The organism is Bacillus sp. FSL K6-1338, assembly GCF_038006965.1.
GTDB classification, from domain to species: domain Bacteria; phylum Bacillota; class Bacilli; order Bacillales; family Bacillaceae_G; genus Bacillus_A; species Bacillus_A thuringiensis_S.
Genome location: NZ_JBBOWI010000001.1, coordinates 4,109,571 through 4,121,523 on the forward strand (window position 1 = coordinate 4,109,571; position 11,953 = coordinate 4,121,523).

Consider the following 11,953-nt stretch of genomic DNA (forward strand, 5'->3'; position numbering starts at 1 on the left):
GATTTCCCTATAAAACAGTTATCCCCTATCTCATCATATACAAGTATCATTTATACGGCCGCGTGTTTTTCAGTGTTGTATACTTGTCCACATTTATTACACGATATGCATAAACCATAAAAAAAAGCACACTATCTTTTCAGATAGTGTGCTTTTTTACAATTTTTTTATTCATCATCTTGATCTTTATTTTTATTGTCTTTGTCATCTTTTGGAGTTTCACCATTTACTTCTTTGTTTTTCAAATCAAAGTAAGCGTCCATAATTTCACGACCAATATATCCATTAATACCAGTCTTATCATCATGTACCCACGGAACGACAACAGAGAATGCTACTTCTGGATCTTCAAGTGGCGCATAACCTACTAATGTTAGGTTATATGTTTCCACACGTTCACCGTTTGCCTTTCTACCAATCTCTTTATCTCCGCCATACACAGTTTGCGCGGTACCTGTCTTCCCTGCCGCTTTATATTTTGCACCTGTAAAGTATTTTGTAGCTGTACCACCTGAATCATTATACACTTGTCTAAATCCTTCTTGAACACGTTTAATTTGCGACTCTGGCATATCAACACGATTTAATACTTTCGGTTCCATAGATTGAACAACTTTCCCAACTTCATCTGGTTTCACTGCTGGTTGACGAATTTCTTTTACAACTTGTGGTTGCATACGATATCCGCCATTGGCAATCGTCGAAATATATTGCGCTAATTGAAGCGGTGTATACGTATCATACTGTCCAATTGATAAATCTAGTAAGAAACCTGGTTGACTACTTCTACCCATCTGACCAGCAGATTCATTGGGTAAATCAATTCCTGTTTTTACACCCAGTCCAAACTGTCCGAAATAATAACGCATCGTATCAAATGCTTTTTGAGGTATATCTAACGTACCACCTCTCACATATGGAACACCAGCGATATTCATCGCTGTTTTAAACATATAAACGTTAGAAGACATTTTTAAAGCTGTAAGGTCATTAATATATCCCATCGTTTTCCAAGACGACTTCGTAGGTGTACCTTTTAATTTAATTGGTTCATCCAATTGTACTGCCCCTGGTTGAATCGCACCAGTTTGATATCCAGTAAGTACTGTTGCACCTTTTACAGTTGACCCCATCGGATAAGAACTTGTCATGGTACCTAATGCAAAGTCATTTACTTTCGTTTGACCATCTTCATTAACTAATTGTTTCCCAGCCATGGATAAAACTTCACCATTTTTCGGATTCATCATTACAACGAATGCGCGATCTAAAAGAGGTTCGCTTCCTTTAAATCTCATTAAATTATTCGCAAGAATATCTTCTACACGCTTTTGTAATTCCATATCAATTGTTAAGTTCAAGTCATTACCACTTTGCCCTTTTGATACATTAATCGTTTCTAAAATATTACCGTTTTTATCTGTAACATTTCTAACTTCTGCTTTCGTACCGTGCAGGCTATCTTCATACTGTTGTTCAAGATAACTTTTGCCTACTCGATCATTCCGATTATAATCACGGACAAGATAGTAATCTAGTCTTTCTCTCGGTAAGCCTTCATCAGATGTCGACACCCCACCAAGTACACTTCGGAATAAATCATCGTACGTATATTTTCGATCCCAATCAACATTCGTATCTACACCTGGTAATGCTGCTAGGTTTTCACTAATAATCGAATATTCCTTTTCTGTAGCATCCTTTTTAATAACTTGAGGTGTCATTGCATATCCGCCGTCCATCTTACTTTTAATCGCTAATATTTCTAGATCTTTTGCGGATAATTGATTAATCTCTTCTTCTGTTACACGACTTCGCTGACGCTCGTCTAATTCTTTATCATCAATTTTTTTATCTTTAAACTCTTGACGATCTTTATTCGTAATTTTTTCTTTAGCTTCCTCTTTATGCATAGCAAGCCAATAATCTTTTTTATCGCGATCTGTTAATTTATCTGTCGGTACTTCAATCAAATCTGCTAGCTTTTTCGCTGTTTCTAAGCGATCCTCTGCCGTTGATCCTTTCATTTTTGTAAATGTAATAGTACGAATGGCTGCATTATCTACTACAGGTCGCCCATAACGGTCAAATATTTTCCCACGCGGTACAGGATTACTTATCGTTGAGTTTTCTTTCTTCTCCACTTCATTCTTATATTCTTCACCGCGAACAATTTGTACATATCCGAGCCTTACAATAACCGCGGAGAACATTAAAAACACGCAGAAAAACAGCACGTTTAACCGAAAAGGAACGTGGGTCTTTTTCTTATTTTGCTTCTGCTTCTTGCTCATACAAACCCCCTCTACCAACAGCTATGTAATGTGAAAGGGACACCTTCATACAGGTGTCCTCACTGCTGTTTTACATCTTTTTCTATTCTAGCATAAAACAAACGAGAAGTTAACCTTCTGGTTCAGTTTGATTCTGCGTAGTTCCTTGCGTTACAACACTTGTTTTATCTGCATTTTCCCCATCATATTTGACATTTTTAACTGCAAAATAAATAAGAAAATGTCCAGCACCTAAAATACATAATAAGTAAGGTAAACTTTTTTCAGGTGGAAAGAATAGTACAGCACATAAAAAACTTAAAATGGAACAGATTCTTCCGGCATTTAACCATAACTCCCGGACAACGACATATTCCACACGCCATTCTCTCGCATTTTTAGCTCTACCAATTACGTCATATGTCATTGACCCGTATGGAACAAGTAAAATAGGATATGCAACCGCAATACATGCCGCATAAATAAGTAATTTCGTGTATGTAACATTGAAAATAACTAAAAAGACGACAGCATATAAAATAATGCCCCCAAGTAAAATTGCTTTTTTTCGCCACTCTTTCTTTAACATGCGAGCGACCAAGTAATAACATACAAAGGATACAGCAGAGTTCACTAAACTATATTTCCCTAATGCGAACTCACTATTAGTTGCTAAATACACATATACTGAAATGACAAAAATAAACGTTCCTTCTCTCAATCCTTGGACAAAATGAGCTCGTGTAATCTTTCCCCAATTTTTATCAACTCTTCGTTCTTTCAATACTTGCACAATTTCATAACGCCCTTCACATTCTCTTTTAGATAAAAAGAAACTTAAGACGACAGCAATTGCAAATAAAACTAATGAAAGAAAGAATATAACAGTATAACCACTCCATTTCTCCATGCGTGAAATTGTGTATCCTGCTGCTATTGGTCCAATCATCCCAGAGAAAGATGTAAGAAGTCCAAGAAATCCATTAAAGAAATCTCTTGTTTCTGGTTCTGTAATTTCAAATGTCAATAAGTTAAAAGCCAACCAGTAAAAACCGTATCCTACTCCTAAAAGAGCCCCCATTAATAAAATATACTGAGAAGCACTTTTTCCAGCCACTAAAACAACGATAAAAAAAATTGCGAGCGTTCCTACTCCTATTCGTAATAAAATCGAGCGATCGATACGTTTCGCTAATTTCCCCCCTACAAGAAATGTGAGAGGCTGTAATACAACGCTGGCCAAATTATACAAGCCAAGATTCACATAATTTTGTGTTTGCTTCCATAAATAAATATTTACAAACGTATTCGATAAAGAAATTGCGAGCGTGTATAAACCTCCTATAAGGAGCAATAACACTAAATCCCGATTCACTTCAACGTCACCAATTATATGTTTCCACTTCATACACAACTCTCCTTTACTTCATGTTCTAGTCTTCCAAAGACAAGCCCAATTATGTAAAAGGAAAGCATAGAAAAAAGCTAGGGGCTCTCCCCTAGCTTTTTCTATATTTATTACGATTATTTTGCTTCTTGGTAACGTTTTTCAGCAGCGTTCCAATCTACAACGTTCCAAAATGCGCCGATGTAGTCTGGACGACGGTTTTGGTAGTTTAAGTAGTAAGCGTGCTCCCAAACATCTAAACCGATAACTGGAGTTTTACCTTCAGTTAAAGGAGAATCTTGGTTTGGAGTGCTTGTTACTTCTAACTCACCATTGTTTACTACTAACCAAGCCCAACCAGAACCGAAGCGAGTTGCGCCAGCTTTTGCGAATTCTTCTTTGAATGCATCGAAGCTACCGAATTTCGCTTCAATTGCAGTTGCAAGTTCACCTACAGGTTGTCCTCCGCCGTTTGGAGATAAGATTGTCCAGAAGAATGTATGGTTAGCGTGTCCGCCACCATTGTTACGTACTGCTGTACGGATCGCTTCTGGTACTTCGTTTAAGTTTGCAACTAATTCTTCTACGCTTTTGTCAGCTAATTCTGCATGACCTTCTAAAGCAGCGTTTAAGTTTGTAATATACGTATTGTGATGTTTTGTATGATGGATGTTCATTGTTTCTTTGTCAAAGTGAGGCTCTAAAGCATCATACGCATAAGGTAAATTTGGTAATTCGTGTTTTGCCATTGTTATATTCCTCCCAGTTTATGTATTGCCACTTAGTGACATACAACTTCATTCTACCCTAATTGCCATAGGGTGCAAACAAATAAATCACATTGTCTTGCTATCATTAAAGTAGCAAAATTCCCACTTCTTTTCAATTAAAATGCTCATATATTCCGTAAAAAAAGCTTCCTTCTACAAGGAAGCTTCCTGCTAACATAATAAACATGCGAAATGGATATGGACCCTGTAGGACTCGAACCTACGACCGGACGGTTATGAGCCGTCTGCTCTAACCAGCTGAGCTAAGGGTCCATAATTATGTATGTAACAACATATCAAATAAAGGAATTCCTATCGGATATGCCCTTTAAGAAAGGTAAGATAAATTTACCATATAGAAAAGAAAAGTGTCAATTGTATTTTTCTTATTTAAAAGAAGAAAGTTAATAAAAAGAAATTTAGTTATCTCCACTATATGTAAATATAATATATCTTGAGATTCTCTAGATTCCTACGTTACAATGATTTTATACATACATAAAGGAAGTGAATCTATGTCCATATTTACCCAATTCGTAAAAAGCATATACTCGCCTAAAGATATGGCGCTATTCCGTTTTCAAAAAATCGGTAAAACCATTTTGTATATTATGCTACTTTGCTTAATTACTACTATTCCAAGAACTTTTTTGTACGGTAGTTTTATCCAAGATGGTGTAGGCATGGTAAATCAAGTCATCGATAAAGATTTACCTGACTTTAAGATTGAAAATGGCGAACTAAAAGCCGATATTGATCAACCCATTGAAAAAGAAGAAGGAAATGCACTTTTCGTATTTGATCCAAATTCAACAGACCTAGAAAAATATCAAAATAAAACAGGTTTATTTGTTTTAAAAGATAAAGTAGTCTCTATGGGAAATGGTCAAACACAAACGTATTCTTATAACGATTTGTTAGGTGCATCTCTTGAGAAAAAAGATCTACAAGAATTTATTTCTTTATTCGATAATATTTATCCAATTTTATTATTCGTTATCGGATTCTTAGTGTACCTATTCCAATTATTCATCACTTTTGTAGGCGTGACCTTACTTGCGTTCATCGGTTCTGCTATGAGCGGTCAACGTAAACTATCCTATAAACAAGTTTGGACACTAACTGCATACAGCTACACAATCCCAACCATTTTCTTCATGATTATGGATTTATTCAAAATCGTCGTACCTGGGGCAACATTCATTTATATCGCTGTTGTTTTAATCGTTCTATACTTAACGATTAAAGAGGTACCCCAACCGAAAGAAAAATAAAAAAATGCCTAAATAGGCATTTTTTTTTTGGACAAGCATATATTCCTAGCAAAGGAGTGAAGAATATGAAGAGGTTAGGTATATTCCTATTCGTGCTTGTTCTCGGTTATGTATTTTATTACGATATAAAAATCGGTACTTTACCGATGTTAAGTTCATATAAAAAAACAACCTCTGCCCAAACGATTAAAAAAGAGAACGCAGACAGCCAACAAAATAAAGAGAATAAAACAGAAAAAGAAACGGATACATCTTATAAAACAATTGAAGTAAAAACTGGTGAGACAGTTCTTTCTATTACAGAACAAATTAACAAGAAAAAAATTCCTTCCATAGAAAAAGTCATTGACGACTTTAAACTATTAAACAAAAGTACATCTGCTACAAAAATCCAAATTGGAAAGTCTTATAAATTCCCGTTATATCAATAAGCTATCACTTAATCCTTGTCAATTACATAAAGGCGCTGATACAATAGTAAAAGTGAAACCGAGCACTTCGGTTTCTATAGCCCTATATCACGTATACTATCATTGATATGAGGGACTAAATAAGAAACTTCTTTTATAAGGAGAGCGATCTATTCGTGAATGAAATGACTCATCGTACAAAAACACGTCCAGTTAAAGTCGGTAATTTAACAATCGGCGGTAATAATGAATTAATTATACAAAGTATGACAACAACAAAAACACATGATGTTGAAGCAACAGTTGCTGAAATCAAGCGTTTAGAAGAAGCCGGCTGTCAAGTCGTCCGCGTTGCCGTTCCAGATGAACGCGCAGCAGATGCTATTGCTGATATAAAAAAACAAATCAACATTCCACTTGTTGCTGATATTCATTTTGATTATCGCCTTGCTTTAAAAGCAATTGAAGGTGGCATTGATAAAGTACGTATCAATCCAGGTAATATTGGTCGTCGCCATAAAGTAGAAGCTGTTGTAAATGCAGCAAAAGAGCGCGGTATTCCAATCCGTATTGGTGTAAACGCCGGTTCATTAGAGCGTCACATTTTAGAAAAGTACGGGTACCCAACTGCAGATGGTATGGTTGAGAGCGCGCTACATCATATTAAAATTTTAGAGGACTTAGATTTCCACGATATTATCGTATCTATGAAAGCCTCTGATGTTAACTTAGCAATCGAAGCATACGAGAAAGCTGCTCGCGCTTTTGATTACCCATTACATTTAGGTATTACAGAATCTGGAACATTGTTTGCTGGAACTGTAAAAAGTGCCGCTGGTCTTGGAGCAATCTTAAGTAAAGGCATCGGAAATACACTACGTATTTCATTAAGTGCTGATCCAGTTGAAGAAGTAAAAGTTGCTCGTGAATTATTAAAATCATTCGGTCTTGCGTCTAACGCAGCGACACTTATCTCTTGTCCAACTTGTGGTCGTATTGAAATCGATTTAATTAGCATCGCTAACGAAGTGGAAGAATACATCTCTACACTTCAAGTACCAATTAAAGTTGCAGTACTTGGTTGCGCTGTAAATGGCCCTGGTGAAGCTCGTGAAGCTGATATCGGTATTGCTGGTGCACGTGGAGAGGGATTATTATTCCGTAAAGGGCAAGTCGTTCGTAAAGTACCAGAAGAAACAATGGTAGAAGAACTGAAAAAAGAAATCGACGTAATTGCTGCTGAAATGGCTGCTGAACGAGAAAAAGAAAAAGAGACACAAGAACAATAAAAAGAAGGTTGCCACAATATTTGTGAGCAACCTTCTTTTCTACGTAAAAAAGCTCGTCAGTTATATAACCGACGAGCTTTTACTTTGCACATTTTGGACAACGACCATATATTTCAAACTTATGACCCGTTACTTCATAACCAGTAAAATCTTTATTCATAAAATCCATTGGGCAGGAAGTAATCTCTTTCGTCCCCCCACAATCCAAACAAATAAAATGATGATGATGTTCCATAATAGAACAAGTAAAACGAAAATGTTTTTCACCATTTAATTCCGTTTGTTCTAAAACACCAATCTCAGCAAAAACTGTTAAGTTACGATAAATCGTATCAAAACTAAGCCCTGGATAGTCGTCTTTCATATGCTCTAAAACGTCTTTCGCAGTTAAATAACGATTATGTGCTGCAAATAATCTGAGCATCTCTTCTCTTTTTCCAGTATGTTTGTATCCTTTTTCTTTCATTAGGCGTAAAGCTTCCGTTAGATTCATACCTATCCCTACTTTATGCAGTTTTTTTCTTCTTCCATAAAATCGCACCGATTAAAATAAGAACTGCTATCATAACAATTGTACCACCTGGCGCTAAATCAAGTTGATACGAAGCAAACATTCCACCAATAACTGCAATTTCACCAAATAAAATGGAAAAGAAAATTGTTTGTTTAAATCCTTTAGCAATACGAATACTCGCTGCAACTGGCAACGTCATTAATGATGATACGAGAAGAACCCCTACTACACGCATTGATACTGCAATGACAAGAGCAACTAATATAATGAAAATAAAGTGAATCCATTTCGCTCTTAAACCAGTTGATACTGCGTATTCCTCATCAAATGATAGTAGAAACAGCTCTTTATATAATAAAATAATTGTCGCAACAACAACAATTGCTACAATCCCAATAATAATTAAATCCGTACTTATTACAGCACTAACACTACCAAATAAATAACTAAATAAGTCTGTGTTAAATCCATTTGCAAGTGAAATGAAAATAACTCCAACTCCCATCCCTGCCGAAAGGATAATCGGAATTGCTAATTCTTGATAGTGCTTATATACAGTTCTTAACTTTTCGATTAGTAGCGCTCCACCAATTGAAAAAATCATCCCCATATATAAGGGGTTTAAAAATCCACCTGTAAAAATGGTTTTTTCAAGTAATAAACTTGCTGCAATACCTGATAACGTCACGTGACTTAATGCATCCGCAATAAGAGATAAACGACGAATAACAACAAACACACCAATTAGCGGTGCAACAAGTCCAATTAAAATACCTGCGTATAAAGAATTACGTAAAAAGTCATATTGTAAAAAATCTTGTATCATTATATCCTCCCGTGATGCTCATGTTCGTGTTCTAAACGATGAACATGATGTCCATATAAGACGGACATTTCTGCATCTTCTAACTCTCGGAACTTCTCTACATTTCCATGGAAATGTAGATGTTGGTTTAGGCATGCAACATGTGTTACTTTTTCGGTAACAGCTCCCATATCATGAGTAACAAGAATTAATGTGATTCCCAACCTTTTGTTTAAATCCTCTAATATTTCGTAAAAACTTTCCACATTTTTTACATCAATTCCAACAGTAGGCTCGTCTAAAATAAGCAATTCAGGATCACTAACGAGCGCACGAGCAATAAATACACGCTGTTGCTGTCCACCAGAAAGCTCTCCAATGTTACGACCTTGAAACTCACTCATCCCTACATCAGCAATTGCTTTTTCTACCTTTTTCTTATCTTCTTTTGTGAAAAAGCGAAAAAGCCCTTTTTTCGAAACAAGTCCCATTGACACAACTTCAGAAACAGTTGCTGGAAAACCAGAATTGAAACTATTTGCCTTTTGGGATACATAACCAACTTTGTTCCATTCCTTAAACTTCTTACTATCAACGCCAAACACGCGAATGCTTCCTTCTTTTGGCTTTAAAACGCCTAATAAACACTTAAGTAAAGTTGATTTACCTGAACCATTCGGTCCCACTAAACCTAAAAAAGCTCCCTTCGGAACTTGCAAATTAATATTTTCTAACACATTCCGATCTTCGTATCGGAATGTTAAACCTTCAATCTCTAATATATTATTCATAGCATCTCACCTATTTTAATTCAGAATGATTCCGATTTATATCTATTTGAATTATAGTACAGCTTATTATAGTTGTAAACCAATCTGCCTAAAATATATCTATTTTTTCAAGAAACCTTACTATTATAACAAAAAGCAGAGAAAAATTCTCTGCTTTCGAAAAATATTCCTATAAATTTTTAGTGAATAGCCGATTTAAACTTACCACCATTTGTCTCTTGCGTGTTCATAATCGTCACAAACGCATTTTCATCAATTTCATGCACAATTGATTTTAACTTCGTCACTTCTAGACGCGTTACAACTGCATAAATAACTTCTTTTTCTTTATCCGTGTAACCACCTTTTGCTACCAGCTTTGTAGTTCCACGGCCAAGACGATGCAAAATCGCGTTTGATACTTCCTCGTATTGATCAGATACAATTAAAACCGCCTTCGTTTCATCTAGCCCTTGAATTACTGTATCGATCGTTTTAAATGCAATATAGTAGGTCATAACAGAATACATCGCTTGTTCCACACCAAACACAAATGCTGCCCATGCAAAAATAAATAAGTTCACAAACATTACGAATTCACCAACAGAGAACGGTAATTTCTTCGTTAATAAAATCCCCATAATTTCAGTTCCATCTAACGACCCACCATGACGAATTACAAGTCCTACACCAAGACCTAAAATAAGCCCACCAAACACTGTCGCTAAAATAGGTTCTGTTGTAAATGGTGGCACCGCATGTAACGTTGACTCAATGAAAGCTAACGCTACAATACCAAATGTCGAAGATAACATAAATGTTTTTCCAATTTGCTTATAACCCGAATACATAAATGGGATATTGAGAACAACGACTAAAGTAGAAAAACTTAACCACCAAATGTTAGGAGTAAGATAATCTAATATAAGAGAAATACCAATAATTCCACCATCAATAATTTTATTTGGCATTAAAAATAGTTCAATCGCTACCGCCGCGCATGCTGCTCCAAAAATAATCATAACTAAACGATAAATGAGATGAATAACACTTTCTTTTCGATGTTGCTTTTGCTCCATAGGTCCTCCCTTTACTCTTTTTCTGTAGTTTTGTCCTTATATTATAACATACGCTTCTTTTCCTCATGAAAAAAGAAACTCCATACGAATATGTACAAGCTATATGCTCATATATTTCGATAGAAGAACGCGTGAAGGAGGATAACAAGATGAACCTCATAAAACAAATTGTTAATAAAAAATTAAATCATATTTCTACAAAAGAGTTATTAAAATATAGCAAAGAATATGAAGTTTCTATTACGACTGCACAAGCTGACCAAATCGTTTTACTTATGAAAGGTAAAAATATTAATATTTACGATAACAACGAGCGACTAGAGCTCTTAAAACAGATCGCAAGAGTAACTTCCCCTGCCACTGCCCAACAAGTAAATACATTATTTCAGCAACTACTAAAATAAGGAGGGGATTTCCCCTCCTTATTGTGCTTTAATTTTTTCAAGAATCCCTTCATCAAAATTACCGTTTTTCAGCATTTCGATTTCCAATTTGTATGGTGGTTTCTTATCTTTTTTATCTTCCCCTACATACGGTGTTTCAAGAATTTTTGGTACATGCATTAACTGTGGATGATGTACAATGTGATGCAATGCTTTATACCCAATGTGACCAAATCCAATATTTTCATGACGGTCTTTTCCTGCTCCGCGTACATTTTTACTATCGTTAATATGAAGTACTTGTAAACGATCTATACCAACGATCTTATCAAATTCGTTTAACACGCCGTCAAAGTCATTTACAATATCATATCCTGCATCGTGCGTATGGCACGTATCAAAGCATACAGATAGCTTTTCATTATATTTTACACCATCAATAATCTTTGCAATTTCTTCAAAGCTACGACCGCATTCTGTTCCTTTTCCTGCCATCGTCTCTAATGCAATGTTAACCGTCTGTTCTGGCGTTAATACTTCATTAAGCCCTTTAATAATTTGTTGAATACCAGCATCTGCTCCAGCACCAACGTGCGCTCCTGGGTGAAGAACAATTTGTTTCGCTACACCTAATGCCGATGTTCTTTCAATTTCCATACGAAGGAAGTCTACACCTAATTGGAATGTTTCTGGCTTTGTCGTATTCCCAACATTAATAATATACGGTGCATGGACGATAATCTCCTCAATTCCATTCAGCTCCATATGTTTTCTTCCTGCTTCTATGTTCAATTCTTCAATTGGTTTTCTTCGTGTATTTTGCGGTGCACCTGTATAAATCATAAACGTCGTTGCACCATATGAAACAGCCTCTTCACTTGCTGCTAATAACATTTTCTTACCACTCATGGAAACATGAGATCCAATCTTTAACATACAATCACCTCTTCAATATACAATAGATATAATGATAGCATAATTTGTAGAAATATGTAGTGA

12 protein-coding genes and 1 tRNA gene are annotated in these 11,953 nt (G+C 35.7%); 4 read left to right on the forward strand and 9 right to left on the reverse strand.

All coding sequences use genetic code 11. The features are described 5' to 3' along the window. Positions 1–167 precede the first annotated feature (167 nt). From NZ044_RS21045 to NZ044_RS21060, 4 genes are all read right to left on the reverse strand, one after another. Positions 168–2,294 carry a peptidoglycan D,D-transpeptidase FtsI family protein gene (locus tag NZ044_RS21045; protein ID WP_000038981.1) on the reverse strand — a complete coding sequence of 709 codons (2,127 nt, stop codon included), beginning with the start codon at positions 2,292–2,294 and terminating at the stop codon, positions 168–170. Between the two features lie 109 nt (positions 2,295–2,403). Continuing rightward, a complete protein-coding gene (locus NZ044_RS21050) occupies positions 2,404–3,681 on the reverse strand; it encodes an MFS transporter (RefSeq protein ID WP_000871390.1) in 1,278 nt (425 codons plus the stop codon). A gap of 116 nt (positions 3,682–3,797) precedes the next feature. Beyond that, positions 3,798–4,409 (reverse strand): superoxide dismutase [Mn], encoded by a 612-nt coding sequence (sodA, locus tag NZ044_RS21055; protein ID WP_001052031.1) that lies wholly within the window; start codon positions 4,407–4,409, stop codon positions 3,798–3,800. 220 nt (positions 4,410–4,629) lie between these two features. Beyond that, positions 4,630–4,703 (reverse strand) — tRNA-Ile (locus NZ044_RS21060). A 242-nt stretch (positions 4,704–4,945) separates the two neighbouring features. On the opposite strand from NZ044_RS21060, the gene yqgB reads away from it, so the two are divergent. The 3 genes from yqgB to ispG all read left to right on the forward strand — a co-directional run bounded on the left by yqgB (position 4,946) and on the right by ispG (position 7,403). After that, the gene (yqgB, locus tag NZ044_RS21065; protein WP_000021895.1) at positions 4,946–5,704 is read left to right on the forward strand and encodes a protein YqgB; all 759 of its coding nucleotides are present in this window, start codon (positions 4,946–4,948) and stop codon (positions 5,702–5,704) included. 65 nt (positions 5,705–5,769) lie between these two features. Continuing rightward, positions 5,770–6,135: a protein YqfZ gene (gene yqfZ, locus NZ044_RS21070; protein WP_000825421.1), complete on the forward strand. Its 366-nt coding sequence runs from the start codon at positions 5,770–5,772 to the stop codon at positions 6,133–6,135. Positions 6,136–6,299: 164 nt separating this feature from the next. Further along, positions 6,300–7,403, forward strand: coding sequence for a flavodoxin-dependent (E)-4-hydroxy-3-methylbut-2-enyl-diphosphate synthase (gene ispG, locus NZ044_RS21075; RefSeq protein WP_153578351.1), 1,104 nt, complete (start codon positions 6,300–6,302; stop codon positions 7,401–7,403). A gap of 79 nt (positions 7,404–7,482) precedes the next feature. Here ispG and NZ044_RS21080 read toward each other — a convergent pair whose 3' ends face one another. The 4 genes from NZ044_RS21080 to NZ044_RS21095 form a co-directional block, all read right to left on the reverse strand. Beyond that, positions 7,483–7,896 (reverse strand): Fur family transcriptional regulator, encoded by a 414-nt coding sequence (locus NZ044_RS21080; RefSeq protein WP_001054516.1) that lies wholly within the window; start codon positions 7,894–7,896, stop codon positions 7,483–7,485. 13 nt (positions 7,897–7,909) lie between these two features. Next, complete coding sequence (locus tag NZ044_RS21085) at positions 7,910–8,743, reverse strand: metal ABC transporter permease (RefSeq protein ID WP_118961579.1); 834 nt, start codon at positions 8,741–8,743, stop codon at positions 7,910–7,912. Beyond that, on the reverse strand, positions 8,743–9,513 hold the full coding sequence (locus NZ044_RS21090) for a metal ABC transporter ATP-binding protein (protein WP_001059662.1): 771 nt from the start codon (positions 9,511–9,513) through the stop codon (positions 8,743–8,745). Before NZ044_RS21090 ends, NZ044_RS21085 begins: the two co-directional genes overlap by 1 nt. A gap of 179 nt (positions 9,514–9,692) precedes the next feature. Beyond that, entirely contained in the window at positions 9,693–10,571 is an 879-nt protein-coding gene (locus tag NZ044_RS21095; protein WP_000435962.1) for a YitT family protein, read from the reverse strand. A gap of 149 nt (positions 10,572–10,720) precedes the next feature. Here NZ044_RS21095 and NZ044_RS21100 point away from each other — a divergent pair, with 149 nt between their 5' ends. Further along, the gene (locus tag NZ044_RS21100) at positions 10,721–10,975 is read left to right on the forward strand and encodes a DUF2624 domain-containing protein (protein ID WP_001048959.1); all 255 of its coding nucleotides are present in this window, start codon (positions 10,721–10,723) and stop codon (positions 10,973–10,975) included. Positions 10,976–10,993: 18 nt separating this feature from the next. Here NZ044_RS21100 and NZ044_RS21105 read toward each other — a convergent pair whose 3' ends face one another. Then, on the reverse strand, positions 10,994–11,890 hold the full coding sequence (locus NZ044_RS21105; protein ID WP_000912458.1) for a deoxyribonuclease IV: 897 nt from the start codon (positions 11,888–11,890) through the stop codon (positions 10,994–10,996). Between the last annotated feature and the right edge of the window lie 63 nt (positions 11,891–11,953).

Bases quoted from the DNA above. Each gene is read 5' to 3' on its own strand.
- NZ044_RS21045 (WP_000038981.1), bottom strand. From the start codon at position 2,294: ATGAGCAAGAAGCAGAAGCAAAATAAGAAAAAGACCCACGTTCCTTTT.
- NZ044_RS21050 (WP_000871390.1), bottom strand. From the start codon at position 3,681: ATGAAGTGGAAACATATAATTGGTGACGTTGAAGTGAATCGGGATTTA.
- sodA (WP_001052031.1), bottom strand. From the start codon at position 4,409: ATGGCAAAACACGAATTACCAAATTTACCTTATGCGTATGATGCTTTA.
- yqgB (WP_000021895.1), top strand. From the start codon at position 4,946: ATGTCCATATTTACCCAATTCGTAAAAAGCATATACTCGCCTAAAGAT.
- yqfZ (WP_000825421.1), top strand. From the start codon at position 5,770: ATGAAGAGGTTAGGTATATTCCTATTCGTGCTTGTTCTCGGTTATGTA.
- ispG (WP_153578351.1), top strand. From the start codon at position 6,300: ATGACTCATCGTACAAAAACACGTCCAGTTAAAGTCGGTAATTTAACA.
- NZ044_RS21080 (WP_001054516.1), bottom strand. From the start codon at position 7,896: ATGAATCTAACGGAAGCTTTACGCCTAATGAAAGAAAAAGGATACAAA.
- NZ044_RS21085 (WP_118961579.1), bottom strand. From the start codon at position 8,743: ATGATACAAGATTTTTTACAATATGACTTTTTACGTAATTCTTTATAC.
- NZ044_RS21090 (WP_001059662.1), bottom strand. From the start codon at position 9,513: ATGAATAATATATTAGAGATTGAAGGTTTAACATTCCGATACGAAGAT.
- NZ044_RS21095 (WP_000435962.1), bottom strand. From the start codon at position 10,571: ATGGAGCAAAAGCAACATCGAAAAGAAAGTGTTATTCATCTCATTTAT.
- NZ044_RS21100 (WP_001048959.1), top strand. From the start codon at position 10,721: ATGAACCTCATAAAACAAATTGTTAATAAAAAATTAAATCATATTTCT.
- NZ044_RS21105 (WP_000912458.1), bottom strand. From the start codon at position 11,890: ATGTTAAAGATTGGATCTCATGTTTCCATGAGTGGTAAGAAAATGTTA.